The organism is Pantanalinema rosaneae CENA516, assembly GCF_050753385.1.
Classification (GTDB): Bacteria; Cyanobacteriota; Cyanobacteriia; order Leptolyngbyales; family Leptolyngbyaceae; genus Pantanalinema; species Pantanalinema rosaneae.
This window is the reverse complement of record NZ_JBLZFZ010000072.1, coordinates 14,376-35,833: the sequence shown is the minus strand read 5'-3', so window position 1 is coordinate 35,833 and position 21,458 is coordinate 14,376. Positions and strand designations below refer to the sequence as shown.

7 protein-coding genes are annotated in these 21,458 nt (G+C 49.4%); 3 read left to right on the top strand and 4 right to left on the bottom strand.

What is annotated here, in order from left to right:
- From ACN4EK_RS27905 to ACN4EK_RS27895, 3 genes are all read left to right on the top strand, one after another.
- A partial coding sequence (locus ACN4EK_RS27905) for a lysylphosphatidylglycerol synthase transmembrane domain-containing protein (protein WP_431661678.1) occupies nucleotides 1–911 on the top strand: 911 nt, incomplete at its 5' end.
- Nucleotides 912–1,023: 112 nt separating this feature from the next.
- The gene (locus tag ACN4EK_RS27900) at nucleotides 1,024–2,823 is read left to right on the top strand and encodes a hypothetical protein (RefSeq protein WP_431661677.1); all 1,800 of its coding nucleotides are present in this window, start codon (nucleotides 1,024–1,026) and stop codon (nucleotides 2,821–2,823) included.
- A gap of 180 nt (nucleotides 2,824–3,003) precedes the next feature.
- On the top strand, nucleotides 3,004–4,602 hold the full coding sequence (locus ACN4EK_RS27895) for a glycosyltransferase family 39 protein (RefSeq protein WP_431661676.1): 1,599 nt from the start codon (nucleotides 3,004–3,006) through the stop codon (nucleotides 4,600–4,602).
- On the opposite strand, the gene ACN4EK_RS27890 is transcribed toward ACN4EK_RS27895, so the two are convergent.
- The 4 genes from ACN4EK_RS27890 to ACN4EK_RS27875 form a co-directional block, all read right to left on the bottom strand.
- The gene (locus ACN4EK_RS27890; RefSeq protein WP_431661675.1) at nucleotides 4,599–6,365 is read right to left on the bottom strand and encodes an iron uptake porin; all 1,767 of its coding nucleotides are present in this window, start codon (nucleotides 6,363–6,365) and stop codon (nucleotides 4,599–4,601) included. The two genes, ACN4EK_RS27895 and ACN4EK_RS27890, sit on opposite strands and share 4 nt — an antisense overlap.
- Nucleotides 6,366–6,601: 236 nt before the next feature.
- Nucleotides 6,602–7,750 carry an alanine--glyoxylate aminotransferase family protein gene (locus ACN4EK_RS27885; protein ID WP_431661674.1) on the bottom strand — a complete coding sequence of 383 codons (1,149 nt, stop codon included), beginning with the start codon at nucleotides 7,748–7,750 and terminating at the stop codon, nucleotides 6,602–6,604.
- A 104-nt stretch (nucleotides 7,751–7,854) separates the two neighbouring features.
- Nucleotides 7,855–12,624, bottom strand: a complete 4,770-nt coding sequence (locus tag ACN4EK_RS27880; protein ID WP_431661673.1) for an amino acid adenylation domain-containing protein — start codon at nucleotides 12,622–12,624, stop codon at nucleotides 7,855–7,857.
- Between the two features lie 72 nt (nucleotides 12,625–12,696).
- The gene (locus tag ACN4EK_RS27875; RefSeq protein ID WP_431661672.1) at nucleotides 12,697–21,339 is read right to left on the bottom strand and encodes an amino acid adenylation domain-containing protein; all 8,643 of its coding nucleotides are present in this window, start codon (nucleotides 21,337–21,339) and stop codon (nucleotides 12,697–12,699) included.
- Between the last annotated feature and the right edge of the window lie 119 nt (nucleotides 21,340–21,458).

Below are 21,458 nucleotides of genomic sequence, written 5' to 3'. Positions count from 1 at the left end.
AGATGTGTATAAGAGACAGGGTAGGGAGTGGGGAGGTAGGGAGTGGGGAGTGGGGAGATAGGGGAGATAAGAGGTTCATAGCTAACTCGCCTCCCTCACCCTCCTCACCTTCCTCACCCCGACTCACCTTCGCCGAAGCCAACCGCCTGATCCTGGTTGCCAGCACTTTAAATATGGTCTTGCCGTCCAAAATGGGGGATATTGCCAAAGCTTACTTCATGCGGGAGCGGGGGCACTTAAGCGGTTCACTGTCTCTGTCGCTGGTGATTTTTGAGAAAGCCTGCGATATGTTGTCGCTGCTGCTGTGGTGTGCCTTTGGACTGTTGCTATATCCCCAAAAGGATTGGCTGTTCTGGATCATGACCCTCAGTGTTGTTGGGGGATTGGTGATGGGGGGATTATTGTTGGGTTCCCGGCAATTTGCTCAATTGTTTTTCTTTGCCGGACAGGCGATCGCGCCGAAAAAGCTGAAAGCCAAACTAGCGACGATGCAGACGGCATGGCGAGAGATGCATGATTATTTCTGGGGCGATCGCCGACATTTTCTGTTAATTGCGGGAACGTCAATCTTTATCTGGTTCCTGCATCTGCTACAGATCTGGTTTTTTATTCTGGCGCTGAATGCCTGGGCACCGTTTCTTGCCAACCTGGCTTTGTCCCCGTTGGCGATTCTGGCGGGTCTATTGCCCCTCACCTTTGCCGGAGTGGGAACAAGAGATGCAGCATTAATTCTGTTTTATCAGCCCTACTTTAATGCGGCGACGGCGGCGGCGTTGGGTGTGTTATGTACGTCTCGATATTTGATCCCAGCGATCGCGGGATTACCGTTTTTTAATCAATATCTCTCAACCGTGAAACGCTTACGAAATGGCGATCGGCTTGCGAAAGTGTCCCGATCGCCCTTAGAATGACCCCGCAATCGAGCATGATGAATCATCTATAGGCTGATTCTGGTTCCTTCAGGCTTGACACCAGCGATCGCAGACTTCACGGCGTAGGACGCAGGACATTAGGAGATAGCACATGCTAGTGGCTCAATTACAAACCATGCTGAGCAGCCCAGTGGGTAAAGTTCCGCGTTCCCGAACGATCTTCTGGTTTTGCCTCAGCCTCACCTTTGCTGCCGTGTATGGTCTGGCAATTATGCACAAGGGCTTTGCAGATGAGTATGTGGTGCAGGATGATGCCCGCCAGCATGTGTTTTGGATGGCGCGATTTATCGATCGCGAACTATTTTCTGGAGATTGGATCGCCGATTATTTCCAGTCGGTCGCGCCCTGGGGCTATACAACCCTGTACCGGATTGCCGCCATGCTGGGCATTGATCCGATCGCCTTTAGCAAAATTGTGCCACTGCCCATTCTGGTCGTGACCACGGCCTACTGTTTCGGAGTCTGTTTGCAACTTCTCCCCATCCCGATCGCGGGGTTTATCACGACTCTGTTGCTTAACCAAAGTTTGCTGGTGGCGGATGATGTCAATTCCGGGACTCCCAGAGCCTTTATCTATCCGTTATTTCTGGGGTTTCTGTATTACTTGCTGAAAGCGGCTCCCTTCCCAAGTCTGCTCATGATTGGGCTGTTGGGATTATTCTATCCCCAGATGATGCTGGTAGCGTGCGGCATGATGATTGTGCGGTTGATCCGGTGGCAGGACGGTCGCTTGCAGATCTCTCGCGATCGACAGGATTACCTGTTTTCGGGATCGGCGTTGCTGGTGGGGGCAGGAGTGATGCTGCTGTATGTGCTGGAGGGTCCCTCAGAATTTGGGCCAGCGATTAAAGCGGCAGAGGCGATCAAAATGCCGGAGTTTTGGGGGACGGGTCGAGCCAGTTTTTTCTCTAACGATCCATTGGATTTCTGGATCGTGTTACCCCGGAGTGGGATTCTGCCCCGCACTGGCAAAATTCTCAAGCCCCACCTGATGCTGTTGGGATTGCTGCTGCCGGTTCTGATCCGCTTTCCTAATCCATTTCCGTTAGTGCGAGAACTCACCCGTCAGGCATGGGTATTGATTCACCTACTGATCTCCTCGATCGTCCTATTTTTCCTGGCTCACATGGTGCTGTTTACCCTGCATCATCCCAGCCGCTATGTACAGCATAGTTATCGTACTGGCATGGCGTTGGCAGGGGGGATTGCGTTAACCATTTTGTTAGATGCCCTATGTCGCTGGGCGATCGCCAAAACCATTCCCTATCGCCGAGTTGTGGCATTAACGGTGGCAGGTGTAATCGGCACGTTTATCCTGCTGTTTCCGGTTTCCGATCCCCTGGGTAGAGCCATTCCCAGCTTGAAATGGTTATTTGCCGGGAATCTAATTCCTGGTTTTGTCACAGGTGGCAAGGAAGAGATCTACGAGTTTTTTGCCGATCAACCGAAGGATATTGTGATTGCTTCAGTGGCTCAGGAAGCTAATAACCTACCCACCTTTTCCCGCCGATCGGTGCTGGTCGCGAGGGAATATGCCATTCCTTACCATGTCGGCTACTATCAGGAGTTTAAACAGCGGGTAGAAAATCTCGTCCAGGCTCAATATAGTCCGAATCCGCGTGAGGTTCGGCGATTTATTGAGAAGTATGATGTGGATTTCTGGCTGTTAGATAATCGCGCCTTCGAGGTGGATTATGTCAGTCCCAAGTTTTGGATTTGGCAGTATCAACCGACGGCACAGGCAGCGCGGGATAGCTTGCAACAGGGAACAGTGCCCTTTGTTGCCCAAATGATGGAATCCTGTCAGGCATTGCGAAAGGATGGGCTGACGGTGCTGAATGCCGCCTGTTTAGTGGAGAATGCCAGGAGCCGGGAAGGGTTAGGGCAGTGAGGTTCTGCATTTTGCCCCCCTAGCCCCCCAATACTGGGGGGAACTCAGGCTTCAAAGTCCCCCACTATTGGGGGATTTAGGGGGCGCAGAGAACTCAAACGAAGTCCGACCCGACTTGTGTATACACAGCAGGGAAGTAAGGAGAGGGATACTGTTGCAAATACAAACCAGGGGGAGAGCTTGAACGGATGGGGATTTAAGCAGTGGCGATCGCTGCTATTGGTGGTACTAGCGATCGGGATTGGCTTCCGGTTTTTCCACCTTGATCACAAAGTCTATTGGTATGACGAAACCCAAACGTCTCTGCGAATTTCGGGTCACATTAAAACTGAGTTAGTGGAGGAAGGGTTTAATGGGCAGGTGATCTCCGTCGGGGAATTGTTGCAGCAATACCAGTACCCAAATCCTGACAAAACCCTGGCTGATGTAATGCGGGCATTAAGCGGCAATCCGGAGCATTCGCCTCTGTACTTTCTGCTGGCACGATTCTGGTTGCAGTTATGGGGCAATTCCATCACCACGATTCGTAGCCTATCCGCGATCGTCAGTCTGCTGAGTTTCCCTGGTTTGTATTGGCTCTGTCTAGAACTGTTTGCCTCGAAATGGGTGGCAGGCGTAGCGGTGGCATTGCTGGCAATCTCGCCATTCCATGTCCTGTATGCCCAGGAAGCGCGGGAATATAGTCTGTGGACAGTGACAATTTTGTTTGCCTGTGCCACTTTGTTACGGGCGATGCGATTACAAACCATCCGATCGTGGGGGAGTTATGCGATCGCCGTAGCGTTGGGATTATATACCCATCCATTTTCCGTGTTTGTTATGGCATCTCATGGGTTATATGTAGGATTGCTCACTGACTGGGCAAAGGTGACAGGCACCTGGCACGATCGCCGCCGCTCCCTGCAACCCTTGATCCGCTATCTATTATCAACTCTGGTAGGAGTGGTACTGTTTGTGCCTTGGCTCTGGGTGATTTTGCAAAACTTTTCCCAGTTTGCGGATAACACGCGATCGGTGAATAACCCGATGCCCGATCTGGTACAACGCTGGTTTTTGAATCTCAGCCGCATCTTTTTTGATGTGAATCAGGGCCCCAGTTGGATTAATCCCATAATTTATTTACTAGCGGGATTAGCGATTTATGCGATCGTCTATCTGTGTCGCCATACCCCTCGCCGTACCTGGCTGTTTGTCCTGACCCTGATGGGTGTATTGGGATTGGCATTGCTGATACCAGATGTCGTGTTGGGAGGACGACGATCGAATAATGCTCGTTATATTATTCCCTGTATTTTAGGCATCCAAATTGCCGTCGCCTATTTATTCACCAGTAAGCTCATTCCCTGGGTCAATTCTCGTCATCACCGTTATTGGCGTTATACGGCGATCGCGCTAGTCACCAGTGGCATTCTCTCCTGTGCCGTCAGTTCCCTGATGCCAGTTTGGTGGCATAAAAGCTATGCCAAAAGTCGCTACAATCCAGCCGTGGCAGAGGTAGTGAATGCTCGGTTACAACAGGGCGATCGTCCCTTAGTTGTCGCGATCGCCAGTGAGGAAACCCTACCCGGTCAAATTCTCTCCTTTACCCATTTGCTTGATCCGCAAGTACAATTGCAACTCGTTCAAGCTCCCCAAATTCCGACTATTTCGAGCCGCTTTGAGCCAATCTTTCTCTACCGCCCTACCGAAGCGTTGCGGCAGGGGTTAGCCCCTAATTTTAACTTGACTCCAGTCTATAAAACCTGGTTGTGGTCAGCGATCAGGCGACCAGTTTCCTAGAACGTAAATGAGGTTCTGATGACTCCCACGATCGCATCGGGGTTGCGATGGTCATGGTTGGGGGCAGTTAGCCAAAATACCCCTGGAGTGACAGCAATATGGTCATTGATCCGAATCGTGTAAAACGCCTCAATATGAAATCCCGTATCTCGATCCTCCCGCCGACCCTCGGGCAGTCCGATCGCCGCCGCGACTCGGGAATTACTGGTATCAATCACCTTCGGTTGTATCCCAAACACAATTCCACCTAAATTCCCAGTTTTCCCTAAATCAGGAAAGGCTAATGTCACGGCAAAATTCAATACCTTAACATCACCTCTATTGCCCGTTTTGACCCCTTGGGTATCCATCCCTAAGACGCGAGCATCCGACAATCCGACCCAGCCACCTAATTGAAACCGATCACTGAACTTGTAATTCATGACAAAGCCATAGTGATCCGCCGCAACTCGATCGTCCTCGGGCGAACTAAATCCCCCGGTACTGACCTTAGCGGCATTGCTACCCGCTAGCGTATCCACACCAAACGCGGGTGAATAGGTATTGAGATAGAAGATGCCTGCCGTTAGTGCCCCGGCATAGGCAGTTAATTGTCCAAAAGCGGTATAGCCACCATTAAAAATTCCCGAGGTGGGTAAGGGCAGATTCGGGCCGCCGACTCCATTAATATCCTGTCCAACATACCCCCCTGCGATCGTCAGCCAATCTACCAGCTTGTAATTAAACCCAACTCCAGCCCGATTCCCGATCGGGTAATAGGCGGGATTAGAATTGGCAAAATTAGAGATTGAGCCGGTGGCAAAGTCAGCGAAGGGCGAGATCGGATCTGCGCCTAAATAGGATGGATCGGTCACTCCGGCTGCCAGATAAACATTCAGCCGTTCCCCGATCGGGAAGTTATAGCTCAGGTCATGTAATCGCACACCACTATCATTCTCACTTTCGGCGGCGGGGGAGGCTAGGATCCGAGTTTCATCGGAAAACGCGTTGGGGTAGGTAGAGGCAAACCGTTGCGGCGCACCATAGCCACCGCCAGCATTATTAATATTGGGATCACCGGCATTTAATAAACGCATGTTGGCAGCTTGCAGACGGATGCGTAAATCATCACTACCCGTAAAACTGGTGTTAAATTGTAACCGCACCCGGTAATTCACAATTGTTTCATTCTGATCACTGGCATCCCGACCAAAGGCATCCCCCAGATACGTGAGGACTTCACCCCCTAATTTAGTCGTGGTCGAAAACTGTTGCTTTTCCAGGGTAGCAATGCGCCCCTCTAACGCATCTACTCGCCCCCGCAGAGCCGCCAGTTCCGCCGTAAATTCCTCTTGTAAGCGTTGCAATACGAATAAATCTTCTTTTCGCACCAGATCGGTCGTTGCCGCCGCAATTAGCTCCTGAATCTTATCCATACAGGCATTTAGCCCCGCCGCAAACTCATAGCGCGTCATGGCTCGGTTGCCCCGATAGGTACGATCGGGATAGCCCACAATACAGCCGTAGCGCTCCACTAACGATTGCAAGGCTTGGAATGCCCAATCCGTCGGGCGTACATCCGTCAATTGCGAGACGGAAGTGACCTGGGTCATCGCATTATCCCCGATCGGTGAGGTTAATTCTAGTGATTCTAGCGATCGTGACTCCCAATCTGTCTGAGGCTCTAATCCAGGTTCACCTGCCAAGGTTGGCTGAGTCAGCAGTACATTCCCCCCAGCGATCGCCAGTCCAATTCCCCAAGCCGCTAGAAACGGTTTAGCCATGTTGTTTCCTCACACTCTAACTCGCACCAGAATTTTCACCCTGACAGAGATTTTAGGTCATATTCTAGATTTGGTGAGTTATCTTCACAAGAGAATTCAGAATTTATCCCAATTTCAACCATTTTTAGAGTCATCAATCCTACGGCACTATCGCCAATGGTAGGGACATTAATACATAACATCCCTACACCAAAAATCAATCTATTTAGTGAGCTAATTTGCTTCGCCCTAGCTGACTATTTGGGTAACACCTGTTTGAATGCGGCGATCAAGCGATCGACACTTTCCTTGCGACTGTTATAGCCCATGAGTCCGATGCGCCAAACTTTACCTGCCAGTTCACCTAATCCCCCACCAATCTCAATATTGTGGTCATTCAGTAATTGCCGAGCGATCGCCTTGCCATCGACCCCGTCTGGAATCCGAACGGTCGTTAAGGTCGGCAAGCGAAACTCTCGCTCAACATGTAGCGTTAGCCCCAGATTTTGCAGATTTTCCCACAGGTACTCCGCATGGGTTTGATGCCGTTGCCAACAGGTTGCCAATCCTTCCTCGGCAATTAATCGCAGGGCTTCTCGCAAGCCATAGTACAAATTGATCGGAGCCGTATGGTGATAGACGCGATCGCTGCCCCAATATTTGCCTAACAGCGTCATATCCAGATACCAGTTGGGGACTTTCCCCGATCGACGTTGCAACTTCTCCATTGCCCGAGCGCCCATCGTAAACGGCGATGCCCCCGGTGAACAACCTAAGCCCTTTTGACTACAGCTATAGGCGAGATCAACGCCCCAGGCATCCAAGAAAATGGGGACTCCGCCCAAACTCGTGACCGTATCCACCAATAGCAAACAGCCAAATTGGCGGCACAGTTCCCCCACCCCCTCTAACGGTTGCCGCGCCCCCGTCGAAGTTTCGGCATGAACCAGTGCCAAAATCGCTGGACGATGGGTTTCCAGCGCATTCCGCAATTCATCGAGCGAGAAAATCTGTCCCCAGGGTTTGGTGATAGTACGAACCTCAGCACCATAGCGCCCTGCCATATCCACTAACCGATGACCGAAATAGCCGCTAACTCCGACCAGCACGACATCTCCCGGTAACACTGAATTGGCGATCGTCGCTTCCATTGCGGCTGTTCCGGTGCCGCTAACCGCGATCGTTAACGGGTTTTCCGTTTGCCAGACATAGCGGAGGAGCGCTTGAATTTCATCCATGAGTGCCAGAAAGGTTGGATCAAGGTGTCCAACCGGCGTTACACTCATCGCTTGCAGCACATCAGGATGAGCATTGGAGGGACCCGGACCCAACAACAGCCGATTGGGCATGGCTAATGGGTTCAGTTGCAGCCGTTGCTGGTCGTTAATTGGCAGTGTTGAAGTCATGCGGTTCCTAGACTGTTCGCGATCGTGGACAGAATCACTGGTTAGATTCAGTTTCTCACAATTTACTACTTCTGATGAGGATGCAGCGTTGTGATGCCGTTGGGCTACGGTGTGACACCGGGAGAGGGCAATAATCCATTCTGAATCAAGTAATCGAGATAAACTGCCGATAACTGTGCCACAGAGGGACAGGAGATAGCGGTTGCGGCTAAACCCTGCAAAACATTGTGACAGTCGAATTCCGGGCTGCTCGTCAGGATGGACTCCGATCGCGGCATCGCTTCCTGATCAATCTCTTCCCTATACAACGGTAAAAACGCATTTAGCGGATTATTCCGGTGTTCTCGTTCCTGAGCAATGAGCAAGTCTCGCCACTGCTGATACGGTAGTTTTTGCAGAGAATAACCATACGTCGCTATATGGGCAAACCATTCCACCATCGGCATCGGTTGGGGATTGACTAAATGGAAGGCTCGACCCATCGCCTCAGACTGTTGAGACAGATAAACGATCGCTTGGCTCACATAATCCACCGGTGCGAAGGCTTGAGATTCCGCCAAATCGGGAAATGCCCCTAACTGGATACAGCCGCGCATAAAACTGGATTCAAAATCCTTCAAGTTGCCGATTCCGGTTTGGCTAGACCCGGCGATCGTTCCGGCTCGAAATACGGTGACGGGTAAACCGCGAGATTGAGCAATCCAAACTAACTTTTCTGCCACCCATTTACTTTGGGAATACCCCAGATCTAATGCCACTTCATGCCCCTCGATCGCCGTGTCTTCCCGAATAGGGGATGCCGCAGTGCCGCCAAAGATGGAAATGGTAGAAATATAATGCACTGGCTTCAGTCGTCCCTGGCAAGCCAATCGCAGAATTTCCTGAGTACCCAGAACATTGGTCGCTTTTAGTTGGCTATAGGGCTTAAAGAAATTGACATCTGCCCCATTGTGGTAGATCGTATCAATGCGATTAGTTAACTGAGTCCAGACCTCTGCTGCCAGACCCAGGCCAGGCTGTGCCAGATCGCCTAACACTGGTACAACTCTAGCCGGATCGAGATCAACGCTTGCCAAACCATAGTTTTCCAGGGTAATGCGAATGCGATTCAACCCGTCGCGATCGTCCGCCGCTCGCACCAAACAATAGATGGTTGCCTGGGTTTGGTGTAATAACTCCTGGAGTAAAAACGCGCCCAGGAAGCCAGTTGCTCCCGTTAGGAGAATCGAGGTCGGTGGCTGGCTTTGCCCAGGTTGCTTTGGATTGGAGTTAGCCGGATGAATCTCGGGTGCGAGTACCGCTTCAGCTTGCAGATCTAGTTCAGTTGTTCTTGATTGGGGATATGGGCAGGTTGTTTCGGCAATGATCACCTGGGCTAAACCTGCGATCGTCGGTTGTTCAAACACACACCTGACTGGTAACTTGACCTGCATCGCTTCTCGCAACGCCGCTACTAATCTCGCTGCCAACAATGAATTGCCACCCAATTCAAAGAAATTGTCATGAATTCCAACAATGTCCATCTCTAGCAACGATCGCCATACAGCCGCAATTTGCTGTTCTAACGCCGTTTGCGGCAATACGATCGCGACTTCTGTCACTAACCGACTCAGTCGTACCCTCGGTAAGGCTCGGCGATCGACTTTGCCATTGGCATTAAGTGGTAACTGTCTCAGTAAGACCATGCGATCGGGAATCATATATTCCGGTAATTTCTGCCGCAAAAAGTCCCGTAAATTGCGTGTAACTGTCCGTTGAAGGGCTTTGATAAATCCCTGGGATTCCAGAAGATAGTCCACACTATGTTGTAATAAAGGGGACTGTGTGGCAGTCAAGTTAAATTTAATGCCCGCTTGATTGCCCTGCCGCCAGACGATCGTACCGGCTAGTTCCTGTTCCTCTGCCACCCCTGGTAATTGCAACCCGATCTGAATTGGTTGATCTGGTTGCACGATCGTTGGCACACCGACTAAACAGGCTCCCTCGATCGAGAGATCGGCGATCATGACCGCAATCAGTTGCCGTTGACAGGTTTGTAACCAGGCTTGACATTGCACCGGAATTCGACTTGGCAATAGGTTGGTCACTAAATATGCCACTAGCGATTTCTGGTTAGACTTTTCTGCTTGCACGACCACGATCGCCTCTTGCACATCGGGATGTTGAATCAGTGCGGCTTCAATTTCACCCAACTCAATCCGAAACCCCCGAATTTTTACCTGATCATCCATTCGGCCCAAATATTCGATCGCGCCATCGGGTCGATACCGCGCTAAATCCCCGGTTTTATACAGTCGTTCGGATCGATGATCCTGATCTATCCCTGCTTGATAGAACGGATTCGCGATAAAGCGTTCTGCGGTCAATTCTGGACGATTCAGGTATCCTCTGGCTAACCCTACACCGCCAATATGCAATTCCCCCGGTACACCGATCGGAACAGGATTTAAGTGAGTATCTAACAGATAAATTTGCGTGTTGGCGATCGGGTGTCCAATCGGAACCGAGCGAAGTGTGCGATCAGTACGACACTGCCAAAAAGTCACATCGATCGCGGCCTCCGTGGGACCATAGAGGTTATGTAACTCAGCCTGATGTAATCGCTCTAAACACCGTTGTTGAAGGCTGAGAGGTAACGCTTCCCCACTGCAAATAATTCGGTTAATGCCGCTACAGGTTTCTACCCCAGGCTCTTCTAAAAACACTTGCAACATGGAAGGTACAAAGTGCAATGTGGTAATTTGTTGCTCCACAATCAGTTGCACCAGATAAGCCGGATCTTTATGACCATCGGGCTGAGCAACGACTAATCTAGCACCAGTCATTAACGGCCAGAAGAACTCCCAGACTGAAACATCAAAACTGAAGGGCGTTTTTTGCAAAACCCGATCGCGTTCTGTTAATTGGTAGGCATCCTGCATCCATAACAGGCGATTACAAATTCCCTGATGGGTATTCATCGCCCCCTTCGGTTTGCCGGTCGAACCAGAGGTATAAATCACATAGGCTAGATGGTCTGAAGTGACATCACTATAAACATTGTGATCGGGTTGTTGAGCCATCGTTTGCCAGTCGCGATCGAGACAGATTACTTGAGCTTGATGATGTGGTAATGGCGTGACTAAGTGCGACTGCGTTAGCAAGATAGAAACCTGGGAGTCCGATAGCATCAATGCCAATCGCTCACTGGGATAGTCAGGGTCAAGGGGGACATAGGCTCCACCAGCTTTGAGAATACCCAACAGACCGATCACCATTTCCAGCGATCGTTCCACACAAATTCCTACTAAGGCATCTGGTTTAACTCCCTGTTGTTGCAGGTAAAAAGCTAACTGATTGGCTCGTTGATTTAGCTCTCGATAGGTGAGTCGCTGTCCCGCGAAATCAACCGCGATCGCATCCGGGGTTCGCTCCACCTGTGCCTCAATCCACTGATGCAAACAGATTTCCAATGAATACTCTACCTGAGTTTGATTCCAGGCAGCTAATTGTTGTTGTTCGGCAAAGGTGAGCAGGGGAAGTTGGGAAACTCGTTGCTCAAGATGAGTTGCAATTCCCGCTAACAACGTCTGAAAGTGCCCTGCCAGACGGCGAATTGTATCTGGCTCAAATAAATCTGTGCTGTACTCAATTTCCACCTTCAGGTGATCACTTTCCTCTTCGATCGCCACCGTTAAATCAAATTTAGCCGTATGACTTTCGACACTACAAAAGCTTAACTCCAGATCATCTCCCAGGGCTGGAATGCTGGCATTCTGAAACACAAACATCACCTGGAATAACGGATTCTGACTTAAGCTGCGATCGATCTGTAAAGCTTCGACTAACTGTTCAAAGGGTAGATCCTGATTTTCATAGGCATCAAGCGTGACTTGTCGGACTTGTTTCAATAATTCCCGCACAGTCGGATGGCTAGAGAAATTAGTGCGAAGCACCAGTGTATTCACAAAGAAACCAATTAAGCCTTCAATTTCAACACGATCGCGGTTAGCGATCGGAGTGCCAACTAAAATATCTATTTGCCCCGTATAGCGGTATAACAAGATGTTGAATGCCGCTAACAGTAACATAAATAGCGTTACACCTTCTTGTTGCGCCACCCCTCTCAATATCGCCAAAATTGAGCCATCCACTGTGAATGAGTCAGTCGCTCCTTGAAAGGTTTGGACGGCGGGACGGGGGCGATCGGTGGGCAACTGCAATACTGGCAAATCACCGCTCAGTTGTTGTGTCCAATAGTTGAGCAGCTTAGTCTTTACTTCTCCCTGTAGCCAATCCCGCTGCCATTGGGCGAAGTCGGCATACTGAATTGGTAATTCCGGTAAGGGATCGGGTTGATTTTGAGTAAAGGCAGTATACAGGGCAGACAATTCTCGAAACAGCACATTAAACGACCAGAGATCCGCCACAATATGATGCAACGTTAGTAGCAAAATGTGTTCCGTTTCAGTGCATTTTAACAGTGTAGTACGAATTAACGGTAACGCACTAAGATCAAAGGGCTGTTGAGCGTCTTTAATGACAAATTGTTCTACTGCTAATTGTCGATCGCACTCTGATAACTCACTCAGATCCACGATCGCTAACCTCTGGCAGCTATCCGGATGAATGACCTGTACCGCTTCATTATCTATGAGAGCAAACGTGGTGCGTAAACTCTCATGCCGTTGCCCAATCACCTGCAAACTTTGTTCCAGGGCAACAATATTCAATCTCCCCTGTAGCCGAACCACGACAGGCAGGTTATACAACGGGCTATCAGGAATCAACTGATCTAAGAACCATAATCGTTGTTGAGCAAAGGAAGTTGGAAAGATGAGCAATTCATCCTCTAACACGTCATCTGTAACAGTGTCATTTACGTTGAATATCATCTATCCTCCTATCCAGTTGCTAAATGAAAATTGAGTTGATTTACGCTTATTCAGTTGACTTGTCTTGATGAGCTATTCATGGGCAGGCTTTGTTAAAGCTGATCGCTTCATCCGGCGGGCATCTCGCGACAGGGTCGGAATGCTACTGTGAGACGAAGCTGTACTTTGTAGTCGCTCAACCACTACTGCCAATTCAGCGATCGTCGGCGCTTCAAATAGGTGACGAAATGACAGGTCTACTTGCAATAAATGTCGCGATCGAGAAATTACCTGAGTCGCTAATAAGGAATGTCCCCCCAATTCCAAAAAGTGATCGTGAATGCCAACTTGTTTGACCTCTAATACCTCTTGCCAAATCGCCGCTAGTGTAGTTTCAGTTGGAGTTCGAGGCGGAACAAACGGCTGACCTGAGTGGGGCAGAAGCGGCTCAGGTGCAGGCAAGGCATGGCGATCGAGTTTGCCATTCGCTGTCATTGGCAATTGCTCCAGGGTAACAAATGCACTTGGCACCATATACTCTGGCAGTTTGCGCTGTAAAAACGCTTGTAGATCAGAGGGCACAATCATTTTTTCTGCCACGGGCACGACATACGCCACCAGTTGCCGATCGCCCGATGCCGTTTCTCGATCCAGGACGACCACCGCCTGTACCGTCGGATACTGCCCTAGCACTGCTTCGATCTCTCCTAGCTCAATCCGAAAACCGCGAATTTTCACTTGATGATCGATCCGTCCCAAATACTCAATCGCGCCATCCGGTCGATACCGTCCTAAATCCCCAGTGCGATATAGGCGATCACTCCAGGCGGGTCGCGTTGTCATGCCCGGAAGCATCGGTAAGGGATTGGCAATAAAACGTTCTGCGGTTAACTCGGGACGGTTCAGATAGCCTCTGGCAACATTCACCCCACCGATATACAACTCTCCTGGAATACCGACAGGCACAGGTTGAAGCTGCTGGTCGAGCAGGTAAATTTGCGTATTAGCGATCGGTCGCCCGATCGGAACAGTTCGTAATCCTGGTTGGGGTTGGCATTGCCAAGAAGTGACATCGATCGCCGCTTCCGTCGGGCCGTACAGATTATGTAACTCCGCCGACAATCGGGTAAAGAATCGCTCTTGTAACTCGATCGGTAACGCTTCTCCACTACATATCACCTGCCGAAGGCTACAGCACTGCGCTAATTCCGGCTCTTCTAAAAACACCCTTAACATAGAGGGTACGAAGTGAAGGGTGGTAATCTGTTGTGCCGCAATCAACTTGACTAAATAGCTAGAATCTTTATGTCCATCGGGACGGGCGATCACTAACTGTGCCCCGGTCATTAACGGCCAGAAGAATTCCCAGACTGAGACATCAAAACTAAAGGGCGTTTTTTGCAGGACGCGATCGTCGCTCGTCAATCGATAGGCATCCTGCATCCACAACAATCGATTACAGATGCCATAGTGAGTGTTCATGGCTCCTTTGGGTTTGCCAGTAGAACCAGACGTATAAATCACATAGGCTAAGTGGGTTGAACACACTCCACTGGTCAGCTGGTGCTGCGGAAACTGCTCGATGATTTCCCAATCCCGATCCAGACAAATAGTTTGGGCGGGATGCGGCGGTAAGCGTTCAATTAAATGCGCTTGCGTTAACAGGATCGGCACTTGGGCATCTGCCAGCATGAAGGCTAACCGCTCCTGAGGATAGCCCGGATCAAACGGTACATAGGCTCCGCCAGCTTTAAGGATCGCAAGTAGCCCAATCACCATTTCCAGCGATCGTTCTACACAAATACCAACTAATACCTCTGGTTGAACGCCCTGTTGCATCAGGTAATGAGCGAGTTGATTAGCTCGCTGATTTAGCTCTCGATAGGTTAATGTTTGTGCTTCAAACCGTACTGCGATCGCATCAGGGGTTCGTTCGACCTGCGTTTCAATCCATTCATGCAGACACCGATCTAAATCATAGTCAACCTGGGTTTGCTGCCACTGTTGTAGTTGCAATTGTTCGCTCGGTGTGAGTAAGGGTAGTTCGGTAACTCTTTGTGCTGGATTCGCTACAATTCCCTCTAGTAACATCTGCAAGTGACCTGCCATCCGAACGATCGTATCCGCATTAAATAGCTCGGTACTGTAACTAATTTGCCCGGTTAAGCCTTCTGCACCTTCACTTAAGGTAATCAGCAAATCACAGGTGACAGTACCATTCTCGATCGGGCTAGGATATTGGATCTCCCAACCCGATCCCATCTCGGGCAAGGCTGGATCCAGCAACAACATCACTTGATACAACGGATTTTGTCCCAATTGTCGCGGCGATCGTAATGCTTCGACTAATTTTTGGAATGGCAGTTCGTGCGTGTACGCGGCTAACGCTACCTCTCGCACTCGTACCAGCAGTTCTCGAAAACTGGGATTATCGGATAAATCCGTCCGTAGCACCAGAAAATTCGCGAAGAAGCCTAATAATCCCTCTAGTTCCGGGCGATCGCGTCCGGCGGTGATGAAGCCCACTGGAATATCCGTCTGTCCGGTGTAACGGGCAAGTAGGGTTTGAAATGCCGCTTGTAAGGTGATAAATAATGTAACTCCTTCCTGGCGAGAAAGCTGCTTCAGGTGTTCCGTCAGGGATGGAGAAATCGTCAGATTATAGCTGGCTCCAGCAAAAGTGGGAGATGCCGGACGCGGGCGATCGCAGGGTAGTTGCAAGGTAGGCAAATCGACAAGCTGTTGTTGCCAATAGGCAAGACGTTGCTCTAACACCTCTGATTGTAAATATTGGCGCTGCCAGACTGCATAATCCGCATACTGCAAAGGTAACTCTGGTAGGGGATTCGCCTGTCCGGCACAAAAGGCGGTGTAGAGCAGATCTAACTCTCGCAGGAAAATATGCAGCGAAATGCCGTCATAGCCAATATGATGTAGAGTCAAAAACAATTGATAATCGGTAGCATCCAATTGCACTAAGGTTGCCCGAATCAATGGATCAATAGTGAGATCAAAGGGCTGTTGTACCTCTTGTGTAACCTGCCGTATCGCTTCAGTCGCTCGTTGTGATAACGGCAGTTCACGTAGATTGATAAACCGTAATTTGAAGACTGGCGCAGTTTGAATGATTTGCACAGGGGTATCATTGACGATCGCGTAATTGGTACGCCAAATCTCATGCCGTTGCATAATCGTTGTTAACGCTTGCTCCAGCACCGTGACATTCAGTACCCCAGACCACCGGAGGGTAAAAGTATGGTTGTAATAGGGAACCTGTGGTTGCAGTTGAGCGAGTACCCACATCATCTCTTGTGAAAATGATAGGGGCAAAGCTTGCTGGCGATCGACAGGCAACAACGGTAGGGTAAAAGTTTGATTGGTCTGTAGTTTTTTAGCTTCTAAATAGTTGGCTAGACGGGCGATCGTCGGGTACTCAAATAAACAACGCAGGGGAAGTTCTACTTGAAAAATACTGCGGAGCCGAGAAACAATTTGGACACCTAATAAGGAGTGCCCACCTAACTCAAAGAAGTTGTCATGGATACTAATCCGTTGCAAGCCTAAAATCTCCGACCATACACCGACCATCACTTCTTCAATTGGAGTCCGAGAAGTCACAAAGTTGGCATCTGTACCCAGGCGAGTTGGATCAGGAATTGGTAAGGCTTTGCGATCGATTTTGCCACTGGGCGTGAGGGGTAAAGTCGTTAATAGGACAAAAGTGGCAGGAACCATATAGTCCGGCAGTTTCGCTTGCAGGTATGCCCGCAGATTGGCAGTCAGAGTCCGTTGGAGCGTTTTGAGAAATCCCTGACTATCGAGAAGCTGGTTAACCCAGTGTTTCATCATCTCCTGTTGAGTAGCGGTTAACTCTAACGACATCCCTACTCGTTGTTCCTGTTGCCACGCCACATGTCCATTCAGCCAGGTAATTTCGCCAGCGATCGGTAGTATTAACCCTAGTCGAACGGCTTGCCCCCGTTGCCAGGACTCGGTTACTCCCGTTAGCCCTACTCCACCAACCGAGATATCTTCAGTTTGCAAATCAATTTGATTGCCATTTATCTCCACTATACAGGGAATCTGCATAGGCACTCGATCAGAAATCAGGTTTGACACCAGATATGCCACTAAGCGTTTATCCCCTGGAGTATCCTCCCGCAGAATCACAGCAACTTCCTGAATATCGGGATGTTGTCCTAATGCCGCTTCAATTTCCCCTAACTCAACTCGAAAACCGCGAATTTTCACCTGTTGATCAATGCGTCCTAAATACTCCAAACTGCCATCAGGTCTGTAACGTACCAGATCCCCGGTTTTATAGAGACGAGTTGCCTTACGCCAGGTGATAAACTTCTCTGCCGTTAGCTCGGGACGATGCAAATAACCTCTGGCTAACCCCATTCCCCCAATATGTAATTCACCCGGAACCCCGATCGGCACAGGTTGTAAATCCCGATCGAATACCTGTACTTCTGTGTTAGCAATTGGTTGACCAATCGGGATGCTGGTTTTAAGTTGAGTTAATTCTGGTTGCGATAGGGAAGCAGTTGTTGTGACGATTGTTGCTTCCGTTGGGCCATAGGTATTGACTAAGTGAGGAAATTCACCAACATAAGTTCTCCAGATCGTCAATTGAGTTGGCAGTGCCGCTTCTCCGCCAATAATCACCAACCGTAATGAAGAAGGGAGTGATAATTGTGATGCCACCAGTTGGATGGTTAACTGATGCCAGTAAGCAGTTGGTAGATCCAATACAGTCAGATTTAAGGCTTGGCAGTGTTGCAAGAATGTCGCGATCGACCCGAGCATTGCATCATTCCGAAGCACCAATGTCCCACCCGCACACAAACACGGATAAATTTCCTCGGCGGCTGTATCAAAACTAATTGAAGCAAATTGTAGTACGCGATCGCTGGCGGTTAACCTATACTCGGCGATCGCCGCTTGGGTAAAGTTTACCAACGATCGATGTTCAATCATCACCCCTTTCGGTTTGCCTGTCGATCCGGAGGTGTAAATCACATAGGCTAAATGATGCGGTTCTGTCTGACAGACGGGATGATCGTCTGGTTCCAGGGCAATCTGCTGCCAATCCCGATCCAGGCACAGGACAGGAACGCTGACTTCCGGTAGAACGGTTAACCATTGAGTCTGAGTCAGGACAACGGATAACCCTGCATCAGTCACCATATCAGTGATGCGTTCAGACGGATAATGAGGATCGATCGGCACATAGGCTCCCCCCGCCTTCAGAATGCCGAATACACCTACCAGCAGATCGATCGAACGCTCAACACACAACCCTACCAGCACATCGGGTTGGACTCCCTGTTTTTGCAGGTAATGAGCCAGTTGATTCGATCGTTGGTTCAACTCTCGATACGTCACCTGTCGGTGTTGATCTATCACTGCAATGGCATCGGGCGATCGCTGCACCTGACTTTCAAACAACTGATGAATACATGGCAGGGTAATCGGTTGACTACTTGTTTTACTCCACTGAGCCAGTAAATTTTGTTCCGTGGTTGTCAACATAGACAACTCAGACAATCGTTGCTCCGGATTCGCAACCATGCCCTCCAATACGGTCTGATAATGCTCTGCCATCCGAGCGATCGTCGCCGCCTCAAATAGTTCTGCATTGTACTCCCAGATGCCCACCATGCCCTGTTCTGTATATTCCAGGGAGAGCGTTAAATCAAATTGCGATAAGCCTGCGTCTGTGCTTTCCAGAGCGATCGTTAAATCTAATCTTGTGCCATTATCCAATTGGAGTGGCTGTAGGGTTAAATCCGCTAATTCCAGCCCTGGAGTCGGTGCATTTTGCAGCACAAACATCACCTGAAATAAGGGGGTATGACTGAGATTTCTGGCGGGATGGAGTGCTTCAACCAACAGTTCAAATGGCAGATCTTGATGGGCGTAAGCAGCTAGCGATCCTTCTCTCACCCGTTGTAAGAGTTCTATGATTGTAGGATTACCCGTTAGATCGGTTCGCAGAACCAGCGTATTAATAAAGAATCCAATTAAGGGTTCAACTCCCGCATAATGCCGATTCGCGATCGGAGAACCGACGACCAGATCTAACTGTCCAGTATAGCGATATAGTAATACTTGAAAAGCAGTAAACAGCGTCATAAATGGAGTTAATTCCATCACTTGACTCAACTGTTCTACAGCTTGACAAAGGGATTGTGGCAGCGCAAATGAAGCCACTCCGGCTCGGAAGATTTGGACTAACGGACGAGGGGAATCACTGGGTAGTTCTAATACTGCCGGAGCTTCTGCTAATTGTTGCCGCCAGTAGGCGAGTTGCTGCTCTAAAATCTCCCCTTGAAACCATTGTCGTTGCCAATGGGCGAAATCAGCATACTGTATTGCTAACGGTGGTAGAGGGGACGGCTGTCCCGCCAGGAATGCCCTGTAGAGTGCTGCCAGTTCCCGGATCAGAACACCGATCGACCAACCATCGGCAATAATATGGTGCATCGTGATCAGGAGAATATACTCGCTTGCCTCCAGCCGCCAAAGCTGACAGCGAATTAACGCTCCTTGAGTTAAATCAAAGGGTTGTTGAGCTGCGGCACAGACTAATTGTTGTCCTGTCGCTTCTCGTTCTCCGTTGGGTAGCGATCGCAGATCAACCACGGGTAATGAGAGAATTACCTCAGGGACAATGACCTGTATCGGTTGATCATTGACTACAGTAAAGGAGGTGCGTAATGCCTCATGCCGTTGAACGATCGCATTAAGACTATGTTCTAGAGCGAGTAGATTTAGTTCCCCCTGTAAGCGTAAGGCTTGAGGAATGTTGTAGAAAGCACTGTTGGGGACTAACTGATCCAGAAACCATAACCGTTGTTGAGCAAATGATAACGGTAGCGGCTGATCACGACTAATTGGTGGAATGGTGACAGTAGTGAATGGTTGAGTGGACGCTCCACCGATTAATTGAGCCAATTCAGCGATCGTCGGGGCATTGAACAAATAACGTAATGGGAGTTCTAGCTGCCAGCGATCGCGGATGCGCGAGATCACCTGCGTACCGAGTAACGAGTGACCGCCCAATTCAAAAAAATTGTCCATGATACTGAGCGTTTTCAGTCCCAGTACCTCTGTCCAAATCTCTGCCAATCCCTGTTCCATCGGGGTTCTAGGAGCAACCATGTCTACCGATGCTGGAGACTGCTCCCGATCGGGTATCGGCAACGCCTTGCGATCGAGTTTGCCATTGGCAGTGAGCGGTAAACTATCCAGCCACACGAAGGCGGAAGGCAGCATATAAGCAGGGAGAATTTGCTTGAGAAATTGCCGTAGATCTAAGGTGGTTAGAGAGCCGGGTTGATGTTGGACGACATAGCCGACTAACTGCTTGTCTCCCGTTGCTGATTCGCGATCGACGACTATAGCTTCTCGGACATCGGGATGCTGGATTAAAGCAGATTCAATTTCACCTAATTCAATCCGAAAGCCGCGAATTTTGACCTGTTGATCGATCCGTCCTAAATACTCCAAATTACCATCTGGCAAGCAACGTACCAGATCACCGGTACGATACAATCGGCAACTGGTTTGCTCAGACATCGCATAGGAAATAAATTTCTCACTGGTTAAATCAGCCCGATTCAGATACCCACGGGCTAATCCGGCTCCCCCTAAATATAATTCTCCTACTGTACCGATCTCCACAGGTTGTCGATCGCCATCTAATACATACACATCAATATTCGATAGTGGCTTCCCAATCGGCACTTCTACTGAGGTTGACAGCGGCTCAAATTGCATTAAGTCATATACGGTTGCGACGATCGTGGATTCCGTTGGTCCATAGGTATTTAATAATCTAATCTGGTTGCCAACATGGTACTGCCATGCCGCGACCCTGGCTGGCAATGCCTTTTCACCCCCAATCATAATTAACCGTAAGGTCGGTGGTAAGGTCAGTACCTGAGTTTCTAAGGCGATCGTGACTTGATGCCAATAGGCAGTCGGTAAACTGAGGGTCGTCAGTTGCCACTCCTGACAGGTTTGTAAGAATGTGGCTACCGATGCCAACATCCAATCCGTTCGCAAAACCAGCGTTGCCCCAACACACAGGCAGGGATAAATCTCTTCGGCACTGGCATCAAAACTAATCGAGGCAAACTGCAATACCCGATCGCTGGCGGTCAATTTATATGCTGCGATCGCTGCCTCAGTATAGTTCACCAATGATTGATGCTCAATCATCACCCCTTTCGGTTTCCCTGTAGAGCCAGAGGTATAGATGATATATGCCAGATTGTTACCCGGAATTGGCAGCAAATTCTCAGAACTAAATGACGCGATCGTTTGCCAATCTGTATCTAAACAAATTACCGTTGTCGAGTGATCAGGTAATGCAGATAATGTATTCGATTGAGCTAATAATATAGAAATCTGGGAATCTGCCATCATCCAGGCAAGCCGCTCCTGCGGATAAGCCGGATCAAATGGAACATAAGCTCCTCCCGCCTTCAGGACACCTAGAATGCCCACCAGCATGTCCAGGGAACGCTCCACACAAATCCCCACCAGGCTCTCTGAACCAATGCCTAACGTTTGCAAATACCGCGCCAGTTGATTCGCCCGTTGATTTAACTCCCGGTACGTCAACGTGGTTCCTGCAAACATCGTGGCGATGGCTTCTGGCGATCGTTGGACTTGCGCCTCAAACAGGCTGTGGATCGATCGATTCCCAGACTCTTGATTCATATATTTTGGCGAATAAAAAACAATGAAGACTCCTGGCAACTGTAGTGTTCCCTGAAGCCCTGACGACAGATGCAAATCCCATTGAATTAAAAAAAATTCTAATAAGATTTAAACCCCAT